General features: G+C 52.7%; 20 protein-coding genes. 8 read left to right on the forward strand and 12 right to left on the reverse strand.

Going from position 1 to position 18,848, the window contains the following annotated elements; translation table 11 throughout:
* Positions 1 to 12: 12 nt before the first annotated feature.
* The 5 genes from GFH31_RS01285 to GFH31_RS13010 form a co-directional block, all read right to left on the reverse strand.
* Positions 13 to 1,197 carry a 6-bladed beta-propeller gene (locus tag GFH31_RS01285; RefSeq protein WP_153498076.1) on the reverse strand — a complete coding sequence of 395 codons (1,185 nt, stop codon included), beginning with the start codon at positions 1,195 to 1,197 and terminating at the stop codon, positions 13 to 15.
* A gap of 72 nt (positions 1,198 to 1,269) precedes the next feature.
* Entirely contained in the window at positions 1,270 to 1,659 is a 390-nt protein-coding gene (locus GFH31_RS01290) for a hypothetical protein (RefSeq protein WP_153498077.1), read from the reverse strand.
* Positions 1,660 to 1,728: 69 nt separating this feature from the next.
* A complete protein-coding gene (locus GFH31_RS01295; RefSeq protein ID WP_153518029.1) occupies positions 1,729 to 4,380 on the reverse strand; it encodes a hypothetical protein in 2,652 nt (883 codons plus the stop codon).
* A 182-nt stretch (positions 4,381 to 4,562) separates the two neighbouring features.
* Positions 4,563 to 5,495 carry a BF3164 family lipoprotein gene (locus tag GFH31_RS01300; protein ID WP_172970816.1) on the reverse strand — a complete coding sequence of 311 codons (933 nt, stop codon included), beginning with the start codon at positions 5,493 to 5,495 and terminating at the stop codon, positions 4,563 to 4,565.
* A gap of 107 nt (positions 5,496 to 5,602) precedes the next feature.
* Positions 5,603 to 5,845: an NVEALA domain-containing protein gene (locus GFH31_RS13010; RefSeq protein WP_118656853.1), complete on the reverse strand. Its 243-nt coding sequence runs from the start codon at positions 5,843 to 5,845 to the stop codon at positions 5,603 to 5,605.
* A 585-nt stretch (positions 5,846 to 6,430) separates the two neighbouring features.
* On the opposite strand from GFH31_RS13010, the gene GFH31_RS01310 reads away from it, so the two are divergent.
* Entirely contained in the window at positions 6,431 to 7,324 is an 894-nt protein-coding gene (locus GFH31_RS01310; RefSeq protein WP_153498414.1) for a sensor histidine kinase, read from the forward strand.
* Between the two features lie 5 nt (positions 7,325 to 7,329).
* Positions 7,330 to 8,064: a response regulator transcription factor gene (locus tag GFH31_RS01315; RefSeq protein ID WP_101573180.1), complete on the forward strand. Its 735-nt coding sequence runs from the start codon at positions 7,330 to 7,332 to the stop codon at positions 8,062 to 8,064.
* 75 nt (positions 8,065 to 8,139) lie between these two features.
* On the opposite strand, the gene GFH31_RS01320 is transcribed toward GFH31_RS01315, so the two are convergent.
* From GFH31_RS01320 to GFH31_RS01335, 4 genes are read right to left on the reverse strand one after another with little or no spacing between them, the layout of a single operon-like run.
* Positions 8,140 to 8,361, reverse strand: a complete 222-nt coding sequence (locus tag GFH31_RS01320) for a DUF2795 domain-containing protein (protein WP_055206276.1) — start codon at positions 8,359 to 8,361, stop codon at positions 8,140 to 8,142.
* Positions 8,362 to 8,419: 58 nt separating this feature from the next.
* Positions 8,420 to 8,977: a cob(I)yrinic acid a,c-diamide adenosyltransferase gene (locus GFH31_RS01325; protein ID WP_101573182.1), complete on the reverse strand. Its 558-nt coding sequence runs from the start codon at positions 8,975 to 8,977 to the stop codon at positions 8,420 to 8,422.
* A gap of 20 nt (positions 8,978 to 8,997) precedes the next feature.
* Positions 8,998 to 9,531 (reverse strand): histidine kinase, encoded by a 534-nt coding sequence (locus tag GFH31_RS01330; protein WP_153498413.1) that lies wholly within the window; start codon positions 9,529 to 9,531, stop codon positions 8,998 to 9,000.
* Between the two features lie 5 nt (positions 9,532 to 9,536).
* On the reverse strand, positions 9,537 to 10,811 hold the full coding sequence (locus tag GFH31_RS01335; protein ID WP_101573429.1) for an NAD(P)/FAD-dependent oxidoreductase: 1,275 nt from the start codon (positions 10,809 to 10,811) through the stop codon (positions 9,537 to 9,539).
* A gap of 80 nt (positions 10,812 to 10,891) precedes the next feature.
* Here GFH31_RS01335 and GFH31_RS01340 point away from each other — a divergent pair, with 80 nt between their 5' ends.
* From GFH31_RS01340 to yajC, 3 genes are all read left to right on the forward strand, one after another.
* Positions 10,892 to 11,836, forward strand: a complete 945-nt coding sequence (locus GFH31_RS01340) for a transcription antitermination protein NusB (RefSeq protein ID WP_153498412.1) — start codon at positions 10,892 to 10,894, stop codon at positions 11,834 to 11,836.
* Positions 11,837 to 11,868: 32 nt separating this feature from the next.
* The gene (locus GFH31_RS01345; RefSeq protein WP_153498411.1) at positions 11,869 to 12,297 is read left to right on the forward strand and encodes a DUF1573 domain-containing protein; all 429 of its coding nucleotides are present in this window, start codon (positions 11,869 to 11,871) and stop codon (positions 12,295 to 12,297) included.
* A 95-nt stretch (positions 12,298 to 12,392) separates the two neighbouring features.
* Positions 12,393 to 12,713 carry a preprotein translocase subunit YajC gene (gene yajC / locus GFH31_RS01350; protein ID WP_055206285.1) on the forward strand — a complete coding sequence of 107 codons (321 nt, stop codon included), beginning with the start codon at positions 12,393 to 12,395 and terminating at the stop codon, positions 12,711 to 12,713.
* A 178-nt stretch (positions 12,714 to 12,891) separates the two neighbouring features.
* On the opposite strand, the gene GFH31_RS01355 is transcribed toward yajC, so the two are convergent.
* From GFH31_RS01355 to ispE, 3 genes are all read right to left on the reverse strand, one after another.
* Positions 12,892 to 13,206 (reverse strand): biotin/lipoyl-containing protein, encoded by a 315-nt coding sequence (locus tag GFH31_RS01355; RefSeq protein ID WP_055206287.1) that lies wholly within the window; start codon positions 13,204 to 13,206, stop codon positions 12,892 to 12,894.
* 12 nt (positions 13,207 to 13,218) lie between these two features.
* Positions 13,219 to 14,766: an acyl-CoA carboxylase subunit beta gene (locus GFH31_RS01360; RefSeq protein ID WP_055206289.1), complete on the reverse strand. Its 1,548-nt coding sequence runs from the start codon at positions 14,764 to 14,766 to the stop codon at positions 13,219 to 13,221.
* Positions 14,767 to 14,891: 125 nt separating this feature from the next.
* Entirely contained in the window at positions 14,892 to 15,710 is an 819-nt protein-coding gene (ispE, locus tag GFH31_RS01365; RefSeq protein ID WP_101573188.1) for a 4-(cytidine 5'-diphospho)-2-C-methyl-D-erythritol kinase, read from the reverse strand.
* Positions 15,711 to 15,817: 107 nt separating this feature from the next.
* On the opposite strand from ispE, the gene GFH31_RS01370 reads away from it, so the two are divergent.
* From GFH31_RS01370 to GFH31_RS01380, 3 genes are all read left to right on the forward strand, one after another.
* The gene (locus tag GFH31_RS01370; protein ID WP_118457284.1) at positions 15,818 to 16,783 is read left to right on the forward strand and encodes a GSCFA domain-containing protein; all 966 of its coding nucleotides are present in this window, start codon (positions 15,818 to 15,820) and stop codon (positions 16,781 to 16,783) included.
* A complete protein-coding gene (locus GFH31_RS01375; protein ID WP_153498410.1) occupies positions 16,780 to 17,139 on the forward strand; it encodes a hypothetical protein in 360 nt (119 codons plus the stop codon). Before GFH31_RS01370 ends, GFH31_RS01375 begins: the two co-directional genes overlap by 4 nt.
* 79 nt (positions 17,140 to 17,218) lie before the next feature.
* Positions 17,219 to 18,847 carry an alkaline phosphatase family protein gene (locus tag GFH31_RS01380; protein ID WP_101573192.1) on the forward strand — a complete coding sequence of 543 codons (1,629 nt, stop codon included), beginning with the start codon at positions 17,219 to 17,221 and terminating at the stop codon, positions 18,845 to 18,847.
* Position 18,848: the final 1 nt, after the last annotated feature.

The raw sequence follows: 18,848 nt of genomic DNA on the forward strand, positions 1-18,848 counted from the left end.
TCTTACGTCTTGTTATCGAGACTGTCGTTTGAGGTGGTAGACGATCAGTACGGGATTGTCGTTTTCGCTGATTTTCGCGGCGATTCGTTGCAGTTCGTCGCTTTGTCTTCCGTTGTTTTTGCAGATGGTTTCGGCGTTGTCGCGAAAACTCGACGGAGTCATGACCGAGACGAAATAGTCGTCCGCTCCGTAACAAGCCGTGTGCGGAATGAATGGAAAGCCGTTCAGTCGTTCCGCATTGTAACCGTCGGCTACGTAGGTTCCTCGCTTAGCCTGCTTATCCCACAAAATCGATCCGCCGAGGTATTCGAACAGGATATACCGGTCGTTTTCGACCAGCCCGCGGATATACCGGAAATTCCGTTCGGCGGCCCGTTGCCTGATCTCTTCGAAATCGGTCTCCTTCTTTCCCGACTTGTAACTTTTCCCTTCGTTGAAATAGGTGATAACGTAGCAAGGCTCCCACGTGCCGTTCCGGTATCGAAGGATGGTATCGCTCAGCGGCAGCATCACGTGGTATGCATCGCCGTCGCGGCCGACCGGATTGGACGAATAGGAACTGTTGCCATGCCAAGTCAGTCGGGTTTTGCGGTACGGCTTCTGTTTTTTCAGGTTTGCCGGGTAGGTGGCGAGCAGATCCCGGCGGATCGGATTGATTCCGTAGCAGGCTATCACGGTGTTCGAATCGGCGGGACAAAGTCGTTTGGCATTATTCAAAGTCGAATCCATATCGGTTTCTGTGTCGGGTATATATTGGCCGTCGAGTCCGTAACGGAAAACTTTTCGTTTGGCTTGATCGACGATAACTGCTTCTTGAGAATAAGGATCGACATACCAGGTCTGTAGTCCAAGGTATTCGCCAGGGCCGCGTCCCGGTCTTCCGATCCGGTTCAGGTATTTCCCCCGGTTATCGAAAACGAGGATTTCAGGCATAAATCCGACAACCGACGAGGTGACGAAAAATTTGTCGTCGTAGCATTGTATGTCGATAATATTGCTCAACAGACTGCTGTCGCCGGTTTCGAGCGGGATAAAATCGCAGGATTCGATCAGAGAGTCGAGTTGTTCGATGGTTGCCGAAGTTACATTTTCTTTCGAAATATATTCGCCGTTGTAAACGATCGGTCGGTTGTCAGAAGTACAACCGGTTAGCAATAAAGATGATAAAAGATATAAAATTCTGTGTTTTAAGTTCATGGTTATAGTTATTCGTTTATAAGGAAAGAAGCTGCCGGAAAAATCCGACAGCTTGCAAAAAAAAAAGTGATCCTATCGGAAGCCATCATTAATAATATGGTAGCCGGCTTGGGATGGGTCGCAGCAACTTCCCAAATTATAACGCTGACAAGAAGAAGTTTCATAACCGATAGTATAAGTCATACCTTCTAAATATCTACCATCGAATAAAACTCCTCTTGAAAATTTAAGTTGACCTGTTTGTTGACATACTACGGTTTCAGTTGTCGTACCGGGATCTTTGTCCAGAATGGCATTGGCAACCATCCCTGCACATTCCCAGCCTGGATATTCTCCTGCTGATATGGCTTCGATATTGGCTGCCAATAAATCGGTTGTCGCTGCGGCATTTTTCATACACAGCGAAGTCGTTACGGTTCCCGCCAACAGTAGGGCGCCCACGAAAATCAATCGTTTCTTCATGATTTTTGAAATTTAAATAAGTTAATAAATGAATTAATTTATCCTCTCCTTGGAATTGGATCGGATGGTTTATTTATTTATAATCTGATATTTACATACTTTTCCGTCGGGCGTTATTCCTTCGATAGCGATATCGTATTGCTGGTTTTTATGATCGTTTGAGTAGAATTCGATTTGGGCGGTGCCGTCCGGGCCGATTTGCAGATAAGGGTTCCAGTACAGCGTAGTACGGATATCGGGTTTTTCGTCGGCGATCTTTTCGGGTGTGTCGTATATCGGACTGTAGAACTCGACGCTTTCGGCATAACCGATTGTGCGGTACATTTTTATTTCGGATCTAATAGCAGAAACCCCTTCTTTTAGGATGATTTCTATGTGGTACGGATACTCTCCTATCATTGCTGTTTCTGTTTTGTGTATATGGTTGATATATAGGACATCATCAACGGTGTAGTCAGTTAAATCACTCAAAGCGCATCCCTTTCCGTTAAGCGATAATGAAACGGGAGCATAAAACATATCAAAAGCCAACTCTTGAGGTATTGGCAACCCTTTTCTTTTTACAAACAAATCCCCCCCCACCCTTACAACCGAAGGCAGGAACACTATATAATTATACAGGGACATTGGTTTGTACTTAGCGAGCGCGGTTGTATCGTATAGCGTACCGTAACTGTTCGCCTTTGGTTTTCTAGGGTCCACAGCCCTTACGACTGCCCCCGGGAGTTCGTATACCTTCTCTCCGTTCAAATCGAGAAGACCTTTTTTCGTATTTTCGAGATAGCGGTTCATTGCGTTTTTTTCCGTTTCCGGTTCGAAAGGATTCTTTCTCAGGAAGGCAGGTCTCGGATAGGATTCTTCGATGGCAACCGCCTGCACGGGCTTTCCCCTCCTGGTCTTCGCCGTCACCATGAACAGGGTGGTGTCCCGGAAGTCGAGCCCGTCGATCAGGAAGTTTCCCCGTTCGTCTGCGACCGCGGTTCCGAACACGTTTTCTCTGTTAAGGGCTACGGCGGTCACCCTGGCCAGCGGCGCGTCCTTTCCCATCATTCCGGTCACGTGTCCCGCGATGAACTGCCCGTGCTCGCAAAACCGCTCGGGCCTGAACGCGGCGGTGTCTGCGATCTTCGCGAAGTCGAACCTTCTCCACCCGCGCGTACGCATGAGCAGATCCCTGTGATGCCTGGTCGCAGGGGATTCGTCGCGGAAGTAATACCCCGGATTGCGGACATATCCTCGTATATCGGAAGTCATCAGCAGGTTCGCGCGAATGTCCTCTCCGAGCGAATCGGTCGCGACGGTTTTCCTGTCCGTCACGCTGACCGAGCAGTCTGCCCCCAGCGGCGTCGAGTCAGCCGCAGTCAGCCTGATCCGGATAACGACTTTCTGCCTGGGCTCGTAGCGCGGTTTGTCGGAGGCCGCCTCCCACCTTTCCCGGTCGTGCGGATGGGCCACGAACAGGATTCGCTCGCTGCGCGTCCTGAGCGAGCTGTCGATCAGCACGAGGTGGAGTATTCCCTCGGGTATCGAATCGGTCTTCCACCGTCCGGTCGGATTCATCGGGTTCAGGTTTTGTATTCCGATGCATTTTCCACGGACGTGCGCGACGACGGTCATGGGTTCGAACTCCTTGTCCGGATCTCGGTTTACCCGGTAACGGACTTCGTCCGGGGTCTGCACGGCCGCGAGCGCATACCCGTCGTCGTCGACTTCAGGGAGCTCTACGCGCAGCGTATCCCCCGTGCGCGCCGCCACGGTCGCAACGTAGCGTTCCCCTGTCTTCGGGATGATCAGAAACGATCCCATTCCGTCGTGCTCGCTGGCGAATCGGGCGACGGTATCCCCGTCCTTAGTCGTTACGACGCCTTCGACCTCGGCCGTGCGTGCGTCCGATCGTTCGGCCCTGAAAGCGACGATCTGCGGCACGCCGGGCACGAGGTCTCCCCCTTCAGGCATAAACTTTACGGCCACGCGCACGGAGTCCTCGGGAAAGAAGAACTCTTTTTTGAAGAAGAGCTCGCCCTGGTCTATCGCGGTGCTTACGTACCCTCCTTGCCGTATGGAATCGGGCGGCAGGTCTACGAATACGGCTCCTGTTACGGTGGTTTTCTGCTGCGCTCCGGATATTCGTTTGCCATTGCGGTCGAACACCTCGAACCGGACGTTTACGTCCGGATAGGGTTCGCTGTCCGGGCCGGTGAATCGCACGATGGCCTGGGGGGTTCCGTTTTTGGGATCGGTGTATGTTACCGCGGCGTTTACGCGTCCGGATAGGGAGTTTCCGATGCGGATGTTCCTTTGGAAGAAGAATGCGGGGTCGAAGTTCGTCATCCATCCGGTGTATGCCCGGAGCGTATAATCCCCTGCAGGGAATACGTGTGGAATCTCGAAGTTGTTGGCGAAACCGCACGAATCCCGCTTTATTTTCTTTGCGAGCACGGTTTTTCCTTTCCGGTCTACGATGTCTACGTATATGAAGTTGGACAGGGTGTCCGTCCTGTGCTCGGTCGCATCCACGAGGTATGCCTTGAACCAAATTTTGTCTCCGGCCCCGTAGTAGGGTTTGTCCAGATGAAGCCACAACTTCTCCTGATGGCGGGCACGCTCCGCCTGGAGAAAATCGACGATACGAAACGGAATCTCTGTCGGATCGGCGGCCCGCAACGGGATCGACGAAAGAATCGATAATAAAATTAAGAAAGATCGGAGAGTTGTTTTCATATTTCGCATAATTATTTTTATATTCATAGTGAAGTTAATTAATATTACGGAATATTGCAAAGCGCTTCTATGAAATTGCGTATTTCGACACGAGGGTGCTGTATAAACAAAAAAAGCCTGCATGAATCGCACATGCAGGCCCTGTTCCCGAACAGATAAACTATCGGACGTTATAAGCCGGGTTAGAGCAGTTGGAATTTGTAGAGTTTTGCGCCGTCGTCGGCGATGCTGACGCCGTAGACGACATTCTCGTCTTCTTGATAATAGATTTTGGTCAACGGTTTGTCCGATTCGTAGCAGGCGACCGGATTGCCGTTCCAGTCGAAGACCATCAGGTAGTCGCAGTCGTCGACGCCGGCCCGGTGTTTCTCAATGGATTTACCCGAATAGATGGCGCAGAAACGGTCGTTCCCCGCCGATACGTCGTAAAATCCGTTTTTGTTGGTGCGGCGTATGCTGACTACCTCGCCTTCGATCACGACGTCCGCATAATGGAAATCGAGGCTGCATACGTTGACGATCGAGTCGTTGCGGATCGCGCTGATGTCGATCAGCCCGCCGTTGTAGTTGACGTAGACGAGACGCCGGTGGTCGGGGCTGATGGCGAGCCGACCGCTGAGACAGATCCTGCTTTTGATGTGGTTGTCCAGTTTCCGGTACTCTTCCCGCACCGGGTATTCGCCGAAAAACCGGACGCTGCTGTCGGCCGTATTATAATACAGGTACATTCCGCCGTCGACACATCCCGTGAAGATAACGCACCGGTCACCCCCGACGGCTGAAATATAGGGACCGTATTCTTTCGGAGCAGGGAAAAAACGCTGGACGGAATCTCCGTTTGACGAGATTTCGATCACATAACGCTTGTTGCTTTCGACGGCCGTAATTTTCCCGTCTCCGGATGGAGAGAAAGCCGACATTTGCAGTACTTCGCCCGGCCCGTTGCCTTTCCGCAGCAGCACTTTCCGAGTGTTGTCTCTCAGATCGACCGAAATAACGACGTCCTTCGACCCCTGACACTGTACGAAAACCACCGAATCCCGTACGGCGATGGCTTTCGGCAGGAAAGCCTCGCAGCTATCCAAATCGAGCACTTCGGTTCCTGTAATCGGCATAACGGAACCGAAATACTCGACGGGGCTTCCCGGAAGCCTTTTATCGTTTTGACAGGCGGAAAATAAGGATGCGCACAGACCGGCGCAGACGAGGGTACGCAAGGTGATCATTTGTTTCGCATGCCTTCTGTAGCTGAGTCCGGTTCACTTCCTGTCCCATGTATTATGCAATAACCAGACACATTTTCACATTCTCCGGAACCACCGCTCTCCGAATCGGCCAAAGCCTCTATATTTTTATGGAGCAGATTAACTGTTTCCGTGCTCTCATCCGACGAAAAAACGAAATAGGATACGACGGATACTACTAAGAACAGACTAACGATAGCTAAATACCAAGTTTTTTTCATTTTTTATTAAAATTGCACTACAAAAGTGCCTAAGACTCTGATCTTTTTTATTCCTTTTTTGTTCCTTTTTTATGCCGTTCGGAATTTATATTATTACATTTGTCCTCACAGATATTATCTAATAACTTAAATATATGAAAATAAGGTTAAGAATAAGTTTAGTCGTGGCTATTATTGCCGTTGTGGGATTACTGTACCTGCAATATGTTTGGATTCAAAAGTTATATTTGATTGAACAAAATCGTATTCGAATTACAGCACTCTCCGTGTTGGATGTTGTAATGGCAGATGAACTTGTAACAAGCAGTCTTGAATGGCAAAAACGGTATTTTGACAGAGGCAAAACCCTTCCTCATTCTACGATTTCTTATGATATTGAGGGTTTGGAAATTGTTGTGATTCGAGAAGGGTTTCCTAAAATCAGAAAAAAGTATGATTCGAGAGATGAATTTTTCCGTTTTCAGCGATGGAATTTAGCCAGATACCATTTCAGCGGAATGAACCTTTCTCGATTGGATTCTGCCTATGCAAAACATTTGGCAAAGTACGATATCAAACTGCCGTATGTTATCGAAAAGATAGACTGTGCGACGCAGAAGCCTATCGGGGGCGACTGTCAGTCGGGAGGTCAGCAAGAATTACGGGCTCGTGACCGATTCGCTGCCGTTGGGGATCGACGGCAAGGCCGCGCTGGTCGTCCGTTTCGACAATTCGTATTCGGCGATGTTCCGCCATATGCAGCGTTTTCTGGTGTCGTCCATCGAGATCGTCGTAATTCTCATTCTGATCCTGTACTTCTTGATCTATACGATATTTTATCAGAAACGGGTGTCCGAACAACTCAAGAACATGTCGCACGAGATGAGGAATCCGATCGCGTTCTTACAGCGGGTGCTGGATTCACTGCCCGATGCCCAGCGGCGGAGCAGGCTCGTGAAGGTCGGCGAATTCAAAATCACGCTGGCCAATCTAATGCTCGATAAGTTGTTGACGATCAAGAAAGCGAGAATCGACATACATCCCGAAGAGTTCAGCGTCCGGCAGTTGCTCGACAACGTGATGATGCAGTACGAACTGATGCTGGAACCGACCGGCAAAATCAAGTTGGAGTACGAGACGACGCAGGAGTTGATCACTGCCGACAAACTGTGTTTTCTGAACGCGATCGTCAATCTGGTGGACAATGCGATCAAGTATTCGTCGGGAGCTCCCGACATATTCGTGCGGTGCTTCACGGCCGGCGATTACTTGTGCGTTTCGGTGACCGATCACGGCGTCGGCATTCCGAAGAAATACCTCAAACGGATCTTCCGGCGCGAGTTCCGCATCCCGAAAGGCAAGACGGTACGGTGCACCGGATTCGGTATCGGCCTGAGCTACATTAAGATGATTGCCAAAGCCCACAAAGGTAAGATCACGGTCAGCAGTATTTACAAAAAAGGTAGTACCTTTACGCTATCGATACCCAAAAATAGATAAGGATTATGGATTCTCAAATTGCCAGTTATTCGTTATTGTATGCGGAAGACGACCAATGGTTGGCGGAACCGATTATCGCCAGTTTGCAAAAGGACGGGTATGAAGTGATCTATGCTCACGACGGTTTCGATGCGCTGGCCAAATACAGACGGTTGCATCCCGACATCATTTTGCTCGACATACGAATGCCCGGACTGGACGGATACGAGGTCGCCAAGGAAATCCGGAAGGAAGACCCCGGAGTGCCGATTTTGTTCCTGACCGTTCTGTCCGATCCGAAAGATGCGATCAAGGGATTGAGCGTCGGCGCAGACGATTACATCCGCAAGAGCGTTGCGGTGGAGGAATTGAAAGCCCGTCTGATTTCGAAACTGCGGAACCAGCGTCCGAAGTTGAAACGGATTCTCGATATCACACCGCGCACGACGCTCAATACGATCAGTCACGAGATTACCATCGACGGCGCCGTTCACAAGCTGACGCAGAAAGAATACGAGTTGATTTACCACTTCTGCCATCACATGAACGTGATTCACGAAAGACCGGCGTTGGAAGATCTGCTGTGGCCGGGAAATACGAACGGAAACAATTACCTGAATAAATGCATTTCGAGCGTCCGCGGGATTTTGCGCCGCGACGATGCGATCCAGATAATTACTTACAACCGGGCCGGTGTGATGTTCTGCATCAAGGATTCCGAAGAGACGGAGGAAAAGCAGGAAGGTTGTCTACAGGAATAATCGGTCTGCGGATATAAAATAAACGATACGGACGACCGCGCGGTCGTCCGTATCGTTTATTTCGAATCGTTCGGTTTAATATTCCTCTTCGTTGAAGAAAAAGTCGTCTTTGCTCGGGTAATCGGGCCAGATATCTTCGATGCTTTCGTAGATCTCGCCTTCGTCCTCGATCTCTTCGAGATTTTCGATGACTTCCAGCGGGGCACCCGAACGCGTAGCGTAATCGATCAATTCGTCTTTAGTGGCAGGCCACGGAGCATCTTCCAGTTTCGACGCCAATTCTAATGTCCAGTACATGATCGTATGAGTTTTTGGTTATATATTCGGATTTTAGTTTGCAAAATTAAAAAAAAATTCATTTATCGTACACCCAGAGTATTTCTTTTACGTTAAAATCTTCGGTGAGCCTGCGGCCGAGGACGTAAAAGTAGTCCGATAAACGATTGATATACTGTCTAATGTATTCGTTCACAGTGTATTGTTCAGACAGGGTCAGGACGATCCGTTCCGTTCGGCGGCAAATCGTGCGGCAAATGTGGCACAGCGATACGGCCGGGTGTCCGCCGGGCAGCGTGAATTTCGCGATCGCCGGCAGCGTAGACTGCATGGCGTCGATCCGGTTTTCGAGAAACAGCGCTTTTTCGGGGCCGAATTCCGGCAGGTATTTAGGCGCTTCGCCTTCGGTCGCCAGGTGAGAGGCAGCCCGCATCAGATGGTCGAGCACCGCCAGCAGGTCGTCCCGGTAAGGCGACAGGCGGGGCGTGTCGTCCAGATTGTCGCGCAGGTAGGCGGTAAAGGACATCAGTTCGTCCACGGTGCCGTATGCCTCGAGGCGGGGGTGATTTTTGGGAACCCGCTGGCCTCCGACCAGGGAAGTGGTTCCTTTGTCTCCTTTTTTCGTGTACACTTTCATCGTTCGGAATGTTTAATAGGTTATATGCGGTAGTGTTGGGGCGGAAGTTTGGGGTTGAAAAAGTAAATCGTCATGACGCGCCGGTCTACGCTGACGCACGGGTAATGCTGCCAGATCTGTTGCGCGAAGCGCCAGTGGCGCGCGCTCCGGTGCGGAGACAGGATGACCATGCAACCTTTGTCTTCCGAGACCCGGTGCGCCGTCGCCGCGATGGTTTCCAACGTCACGTCCGGAAGCAGTATGCAAAGGTTGCGCCCGGATGCCGGTTTCGGAGGGCCTACGTTCGGGATCAGCGTAAAACTGTCCAGCCGGCAATGCGTGTAAAGGTTCTGGATTTTCACCGCGTGCCGGTGCCCTACCCGCTTGCTGCGCAGTGCGTCGTAAAGCGTCGTATCGCAACCGGTAATCCGGTCTTTCATAAATACGTTCCGGACAATGCCGTACATGAACGGCGAATGGATGCCGTGTCCTCGCCAATGGCGGACATGGATGTGCGCCCTGACCCGGAAGTAGCCTCTGAAAAGGCGTTGTTTTATCTTTTTAATACCGTTCATAGCCTTTATTTATTTCCGAGCATCTGTCCGGCCAGATGTCCGGTCGAATAGGCGATCTGCAGGTTGTATCCGCCCGTATCGGCGTCGATGTCGAGTAATTCGCCCGCGAAATAGAGCCCTTTTACCAGACGCGATTGCATCGTTTGCGGATCGACCTCTGCGGTCGAGACGCCGCCGGCGGTGACAATGGCCTCCTCGAACGGGCGATAGTCGCTGATCGGCAGCCGGAAAAGTTTCAGTTGCCCGACGATTTTATCGAGTTCCGGAGCTTTTACGGCATTTAGCGGCAGCCGTTCGGGTATTTGCAGACTGGCTGCGAACGGACGGATCAATTGTGCGGGAAGCAATTTGCGCAACAGACTGCTCAGCGGCGCCTGCGGGCCGAGTGTTTCGGCTTCCCGGGCGATCCGTTCTCTCAACTGGGTCGGGTTCAGCGCCGGTTTCAGATCGAGGTCGACGGCGACTCGCTGTCCGTCGATTAGCGCGTCCACGGCCTGACGGCTCATCCGCAGGGTCACAGGGCCGCTGACGAAAGGGGTGAATTCGAGTTCGCCGAATTCCTGTTGAACGTAGCGGTCGTCGATCGCCAGGCGGGCGGATATGTTTTTCAGGCGCAAACCTTTCAGACTCTCCGCAAACGGGAGCGACGTTTCGAGCGGAGTCAGCGACGGCCGGATTTCGACGATGGCGTGGCCGAGCCGGTGCGCCAGCAGGTAGCCGTCGCCCGTGGAGCCGGTAGCCGGATAAGAAGCGCCTCCCGTGGCGAGCAATACGCAGGAGGCCGTCACCCGTTCCGAGTCGTTTCGGGCCGTGCTTAGCGTAACTCCCGAAACCCGGCCTCCCGCGGTGTGCACTTCGGTCACCCGGGTATGGCATACGATCTGCGCTCCCTGTTCCCTGCTCCACCGCACATGGGCGTCGGCAATGTCCCAGGCGCGTCCGCTGGCGGGGAAAACCCGTTCTCCGCGTTCGATGGTCAGCGGAACGCCGATCCGTTCGAAAAAAGAGACTGTTTCCCGGTTGCCGAACCGTGCCAGCGCAGGGGCGAAAAAGTCGGAAGAGCTGCGGACTTTTTGCAGGAATTCCTCCGGCCGCCGCATGTTGGTCAGGTTGCAGCGGCCTTTGCCGGTGATCCGGACTTTCCGCTGCGGCTTTTCCATCTTTTCGCAGACCAGGACGCTGAATCCGGCCTGTGCGGCTATCCCCGCAGCCATGATCCCGGCGGCCCCTCCGCCCGCTATGATAAGGTCGAAATTCCTCAATTCCGTAAAATTTTCCACAAAGATAAAAATTTCGGAGTGTTTCTTTCCGGTTCCCGAAAAAATCCGTAGATTTGCGATCCCCAATAGCTCTAAGGAAGATGTTAAGCAGAAGATTATTAAGGATTAAGATTGTCAAAGCTCTTTATTCGCATTTTAAGTCGGAGTCGGACTCCCTGATCGTTTCGGAAAAAAATCTGCTGTTCAGCATCGATAAGACCTACGAGCTTTACCATCAGTTGCTGTGGCTCGTCGTAGACGTGGCGAATTACGCCGAAAACCGGATCGAACTCGGGCGCCGCAAAAAACTGCCTACCCCCGAAGAATTGAATCCGAATACCCGATTCGTCGATAACCGCGTGATCGCGGCGATCCGGGACAGCGAAGAGCTGACCGATTACCTGCAGCGTAAAAAGCTGGGATGGGTGCAGTATCCCGAACTGATCAAGAAGCTCTATATACTGTTGACCGACAGCGATTTCTATCGACAGTACATGAACGGTTCGACGGGGTCTTTCAAAGGAGACGCCGCTCTGGTCGAAAAGTTTTATACCCGGATCGTTTGCGAGTGCGAGGCGCTGGAAGAGGTGATCGAGGAGCAATCTATTTTCTGGACGGACGATGTCGATTTTGCGACGATCATGGTGCTGCGCACGTTGTCGGACATGCGGGAGGGCCGACAGGAACTGCCGTTGCTACCCCAGTATAAGAGCGACGACGACAGGGAGTACGTCCGGGAGCTTTTCCGACATGCGCTGGTGCACTTCAGAGAATACGCCGAATACATCGGCCGTTATACCAGCAATTGGGAAGTGGAGCGGATCGCATTCATGGACAACGTGATCATGGTGGCCGCGATGTCCGAGCTGATCGCTTTCCCGTCGATTCCCGTAAAGGTTACCCTGGACGAATTCATCGAAATAGCCAAATATTACAGTACGCCGGGCAGCAGTACGTTCATCAACGGCGTGCTGGACAAGGTGGTCGAAGCGCTTACGGCCGAAAAGCGCATCCAAAAGACGGGACGCGGATTGCTGGACAAATAGCCGTGAATGGCACTCATATTGCTTCCGTTCTCATGCGGAAACCGATCGTCGTGGAAAAACAGTTTTTGATCATAGGTTTGTTATGCTTCGCTTGTTCCTGCGGAACGGGCGGCAAGAAGGTCGTCCCGGACAAAGCCGGTGCGACTGTGATCGCGTTGACCGATTCCGTAAGAACGGATACGGTCGATTTGGGGCGGATTCACGCCGGGGAAGTTATCCGCAGGGATTTGTCGCTGCGTAACGGGAGCGATCGTCCGATGATCATTCTGTCGGCGGCGACCAACTGCGGATGCACGACGGTTGATTTCGAACGGGAACCGGTGCAGCCCGGCGCGGAGGCGGGATTCGTTTTCGAATTCGACAGCAAAGGCTTCTCCGGATACCAGCTCAAACACATCACCCTGCGTACCACGCTGTCCAAACAGCCTTTTACGCTGGTCATCATCGGGGAAGTCGAATGATTTTCCGGATAAATAAAGCTGAATTTGTTCCGGAATAAGGTTGCGAAATTCCGAGAATCCGTTAACTTTGCAGAAAACTTTTAATATTGATTATTATGAATTTGACAACAATTATGCTCCAGGCTCCGGCTGCCGGAGGATCGGGCGCGTCTCTGCTGATTATGATGGTGCTGATTTTTGCGGTGATGTATTTTTTCATGATACGTCCGCAGCAGAAACGGCAGAAAGAGCTGGTGAAATTCCGTAACGCACTCGAAAAAGGACAAAAAATCATCACCGCCGGCGGAATCTACGGTACGGTCAAGGAGGTGAAAGACGTATATGTGTTGGTCGAAGTCGACAACAACGTGACGATTCGCGTCGACAAAAATATGGTGATGCGCGATCCGGCCGATCTGGCTCAGCAGGGCAAATAAGCGGGTTTTCCGTATAAAATACAAAAAAGCAGGGGATTCCCTGCTTTTTTTGTAAAGAGCGATGACGGAATCGTGATTCTTGCGAAGGGGCGTTTCATGCGATCGCCTGCCGTTGTCCAGCCAATAAAAACAGGGAGGCAACCGTTCGTTGCCTCCCTGAAAAGCAGATTTCGAAATCCTATTCCATTTCGATCATCAGCGCGTGATTCGGAATATTGTCTCCTTCCTTCACGTCGATCTTTTTCACTTTGCCGGCGAAAGTGGCTTTGATGTTGTTGTTCATTTTCATTGCTTTGAAAACGATCAGCAGATCGCCGACTTTCACTGCCTGTCCCTCGGCTACGCATACCTTCACGACCGTTCCCGGGATGGAGGATTTGATGTGCTTCGGGTTCTCCGGCTCCCACGGCTTACGTGCCAGATGCTTTTTGGTAAGCGTCGTCTGGAACGTTCCGTGCATGGTTTCCAACGTATCGTAATGATTTTTTTCCATACTTACCGGGGTTTAGAACGGAGGATTGCCGTGCTTTTTGTTGGGCTGCGAACGGTTCTTATGAGCCGATACCTTCAACGCGTGTTCGATGAACATGCGGGTTTCGGCCGGGGCGATCACCGAGTCGATGTAGCCCTTCGCCGCCGCAACGTACGGATTGGCGAATTTCTCCTTATATTCCTGAATTTTCAGTTTACGCATTTCGGCCGGATTTTCGGCGCCGACGATGTCTTTCTTGAAGATGATGTTGGCGGCGCCTTCGGGACCCATCACGGCGATTTCGGCCAGCGGCCATGCGAATACGAAGTCGGCGCGCAGGTGGCGCGACCCCATGGCGATATAACCGCCGCCGTAGGCTTTACGCAGCACGACGGTGATCGACGGAACGGTCGCCTCGCTGTACGCGTACAGCATCTTGGCGCCGTGGCGGATTACGCCGGCATGCTCCTGGTCCACACCCGGCAGGTAGCCCGGCAGGTCTTCGAGCGTTACGATCGGAATATTGAAGCAGTCGCAGAAACGGATAAAGCGGGCGGCCTTGTCCGAAGAGTCGCAGTCGAGCACGCCGGCCATCACCAGCGGCTGGTTTGCGATGAAACCGACCGTTTCGCCGGCGACGCGTCCGAAACCGACCACGATGTTGGCTGCGAACAGTTCCATCACTTCGAGGAATTCGCTCTCGTCGACCAACGCCTTGATTACGTCGCGCACGTCGTACGGTACGGTCGGGTCGTTCGGAACGATCGACGTGATGTCGTACTGCGGCAGCGGAGCCGCCGGAGCGATCTTTTCGGCTTTGGTCGTGTTGTTCATCGGGATCATCGAGATCAGCTTGCGGATCTGGACGAAGCACTCTTCCTCGCTCGTGGCGAAAAAATGAGCGTTGCCGGTCATTTCGCTGTGTACGCGCGCGCCGCCGAGTTCCTCCATCGAGATCTCTTCGCCGAGCACGGTTTTGATTACTTCGGGGCCGGTGATAAACATTTTCGAAATATTTTCGACCACGAATACGAAGTCGGTCAGCGCGGGCGAATAAACGGCGCCGCCGGCGCAGGGACCCAGGATCACCGAAATCTGCGGGATCACGCCGCTGGACAGCGTATTGCGGAAGAAAATCTCCCCGTAGCCGGCCAGCGCGTTGACCCCTTCCTGAATACGCGCTCCGCCGGAGTCGTTGATTCCGATCAACGGAATGCGCATGTTCAGGGCATAGTCCATGATTTTGGTGATCTTACGTGCATGCATGAAGCCGAGCGAACCGCCGGCAACCGTAAAGTCTTGTGCGAATATGGCGATCGGTTGGCCGCAGATCATTCCGGTGCCGATAATCACGCCGTCACCCGGAAGCGATTTGTCCTGCATACCGAAATCCCGGCCGTCGTGTTCCACGAAAATGTCGTATTCATGGAACGATCCCTCGTCCAGCAATGCGATGATACGCTCACGCGCGGTGAGTTTTCCCATCGCCTTTTGCTTTTCTATGGCTTTGGCTCCGCCGCCATAAAAAATTTTCTCTTTCCGATGCTGGAGTTCGAGAACTTTTTCATCCTCTACTGACATAGAATAATTGATTAGGTTAATACTGTAAAGTCTCTTTCAAAATAAACCAATTCGTATGTTTGGGCGTGGCAAGTTTACGAATTTTTTTCCCAAATCGAAAACTTATCCCCGCTTTTCGCATTCGCTCAGATCATATCTTCCTGATATACAAACATTCCTTCGAATGCCGGCAGATCCGGCGTCCGCTCTTCGAAAATTCCGTAGACGGCAGATCCCGAACCGGACATGGAAGCATAAAGAGCCCCGGCCCGATAGAGTTCTTCTTTGATCGCCGCGATCGTCGGATGAATGCGGAAAACGGATGTCTCGAAGTCGTTGACGATGCGTCCTTTCCATTGCCGGAGCGGCAGCCCGAACAAATCGCCGAGCCGGCTTTCGGGCCGTGCGGGCGCGACGCCTGCGTAGGCTTCGGCCGTACTGACCGATTCGTCCGGTTTGACGATGACCAGCCTGTGTCCGATCGGCGAACCCGCTACGGGAGCGAGGATTTCTCCCCGGCCGGTAACGAGCGTCGGCCGGCCGTCGATAAAGAACGGAACGTCGCTTCCCACCTGCGCCGCCAAACGGATCATCTGTTCGGCCGTCAGCGGAACGCCGAACAGTTCGGCCAGCCCTTTGATCGTAAGAGCGGCGTCGGCCGAACCTCCGCCGAGACCCGCCCCCATCGGGATCGTCTTGTGTAGGTGCATTCGCACGCCGCCGATCGGACAGGCTTCGCGGAATGCCCGGTAAGCCCGGACGCAGATATTGCGTTCGGGATCGACGCCCGTTTCCAGTCCCGACGAAGTGAACGAAATATCGTCCGTCGCATCCGGCAGTATTTCGAGGGCGTCGCACAGTCCTCGCACCGGGTACATGACGGTTTCGATATCGTGATAGCCGTCGGTCCGTTTCGCAACGACGCGCAGGCCGATGTTGATCTTACAGTTCGGAAAAAGTAGCATATCCAGACATTTTGGGGTAAAAATAGGGAAAAGTATCCGGAAACGGGCATTTCGTCCGCCGTTTTTCCTACGGAATTTAGCTATCTTTGTAACACGATTGTCGTACTATGCAGTTTCGTACACCTATAAATATAACACCGTGCGGTTTCCGAATCGGGTATGCGCAGCGGGGATTGTTGCTCGGCTCCTGTTTTGCGGAAAATATCGGGATGCGGATGAAACGTTATAAGTTGCCCGTCGTCTTCAATCCGTTCGGAATCCTGTTCAATCCGGCTTCCGTGGCCCGGACGCTGACCCGTCTCGATTCGGGGAAGCTTTACGAAGCGAACGACCTGACCCGAAGCGGCGACCTGTGGGTCAGTTTCGATCATCACGGTTCGCTGGCTTCGGTCGACCGGGACGAAGCGTTGAAAACGATCAATCAGGCGGTACAGTCCGGCGCCCGGGCGCTGCGCGAGGCGGGATATCTGATCCTGACGTTGGGTACGGCATGGGTTTACCAACTCCGGGAGACCGGAGAAATCGTTTGCAACTGTCACAAACGACCGTCCGGCGAATTTTTACGGCGGCGATTGTCGGTCGACGAAGTGGTCGGGGGGTTCGTCCCGTTGCTGGAAGGGCCTTTGAAAGACAAGCCGGTAATCTGGACGGTCAGCCCGGTGCGTCATCTGGGAGACGGCCTGCCTGAGAACGCGCTGAGCAAATCGACGCTGATCGTGGCCATTCACCGGTTGATCGAACGTTATCCGCAGTGTTGTTATTTTCCGGCTTTCGAAATCATGACGGACGACCTGAGGGATTATCGTTTTTATGAAAAGGACATGGCCCACCCTTCGGAAGTAGCGGTCGATTATATCTGGGAACAGTTCTGCTGCGCGGCGCTCGATCCTTCCTGCACGGGGGTGTTCCGGAAGATCGATGCGCTGAATCGAGCGCTCGCACACCGTCCCTTGAACCCGGAAAACCCGGCCTATCGAGCCTTCCGGCATCAGAAAGCCGCGGAAGTCCGCGCATTGCAGCAGGCGTATCCGGATCTCGATTTTTCCCGCGAATTAAATTTTTTCGAGTCATGAAACGCAGCCTGACATGTCCGCAGTGCGGCGCCAGGGTGCGCATACCCTGGTTCTGGGCGATCGGGATCGAAGGAATTTTCCGTTGCCGGCAGTGCCGGTTGCCGTTCAAGACCGGTTACAAGACGGGCGCTATCCTGTCGGCGGTTTCGCTGAGCCTGAGCATGGCGCTCGTACAACTGATGGTATACGTATTCAGCATCTATTCAATGATTTTTTTCGCGCTGCTGCTGATTCCGTTGTGGATTTTTATCGCATTTCACCTGCGCCGCGCATATATGATCCGCAAAATAAAAAGAAGGATTAAATCGGTTGAAAAACAGAGCGTTGATTCTTCCGAAGCGTCCGGCTTCGAATAAACGCCGCATTCGTGCGTAAGACAGCGTATCCGATTCGGAAACTTTTTATACTTTTGTGAGTCTAAACGATTTTCCGGAGATGAAATTAAACCGATTTTTTATTCCCGCCTGCCTGATCCTGTTGGTTCATACCGGTGCCGCCGCCCAGAGCGTCGGAAAACCCAAATTAGTGATCAATATCGTTATCAGCCAGATGCGGTACGAATACCTGGAACGTTTCCGCGATAATTTCTCGGAAAACGGCTTCCGCACCTACCTCGACAGCGGGGTCAACTTCACCAATGCCCGTTGCAATTACATGCAGACCAATACGGTCGCCGGACTCGCCACGCTTTCGACGGGCACCAATCCGGCCGGGCACGGAGTCGCGTCGGAAAGTTGGTACAACTATACGACCAACGACAGCATTAACCTGATTGCGGACGACAAAGTGAAGGGATTGGATTGCGAAGAGGGCGAAAACCGCTTTTCTCCGTTGAACCTGACTGCCGCCACGTTGGGAGACCGCCTGCATGAAAGCGATCCGAAATCGAAAGTCGTGGCCGTTGCCGAAGATCCTTATTCGGCCGTAATCAGCGGCGGTTCGACCGGGAGCGCTTTCTGGCTCGATCCGGGAAAGGGGCAATGGGTGTCGAGCAGCTATTATTTCGAGAACCTGCCTTTCTGGGTCAAGAAATACAACGAAAAACGTTTCGCGTCGAGCCTGCTCGACCGGGAGTGGGTGCCCGACAAATCGTTCGCCGCATATAAGAATACCGATACGACCGTGCTCAATTTCAGCGCCCGGCCGTCCGGTTTCAAGAATTTCTTCCGCAGCATCTTGAAGATATTTAAAAAAGAACCCGAAAAGTACGATCTGGCCTCGCTGCTCTATACGCCGTTCGGCAACATGTTGGTGACCGATTTCGCGCGCGAAGCGATCATCCTGGAAGAACTGGGCAAGGACGACCATACCGATCTGCTGACCGTTTGCTACGATTCGCCCCGGTTGATATGCGAGTATTTCGGACCGCAGTCCATCGAAGTGGAGGATATGTATTACAAGCTCGACCGGGAAATCGGCGAGCTGACGGGCTTCGTACAGGCGCAGTTCAAGCCGGGAGAGGTCGTGCTGGTGCTCACTTCCGACCACGGGAGCAGCAATACTTACCGGGAGCAGAGCCGGATCCCCGGGGGACAGTTCAACGTCGATCAGTTCAAGCTGATCATGAACGGTTTCCTCAGCGCTCAGTACGAACCGGGCAACTGGATTCTCGGATACAGCAGCAGGCAGTTGTACCTAAATCGAGAAATGATCTATAAGTACGGATTCAATCTGGCGGAAGTCCAGGCGCGCGCGGCAGCGTTCGCCCTGCAGTTCCGGGGCGTATCCGGCGCGCTGACCTCGACCGATCTGCAGAGCGGCGCGTTCGGGAGAGGATACGGCGAAAAAATTCAGAACAGTTTCTACCCGAAGCGGTCGGGCGACGTTGTGATCAACTTGATGCCGGGCTGGATCGAACAGCGCGAGCACGCCGTATCGTTGTCCGGATCGCTTTATGAATACGATACGCACATTCCGTTGCTGTTTCTGGGTAGCGGCGTTCCGGCGGCGGCTGTGGAACGGGATGTGGAGTTGTCCGACGTCGCGCCTACCCTGGCACGCATCATGCAAATTCCGCTTCCGGACGCCGTAACGGGAAAAGTGCTCGAAGAAGTTGTTAAATAGT

The organism is Alistipes sp. dk3624, assembly GCF_009557455.1.
In the GTDB taxonomy this organism is placed as follows: domain Bacteria; phylum Bacteroidota; class Bacteroidia; order Bacteroidales; family Rikenellaceae; genus Alistipes_A; species Alistipes_A hominis.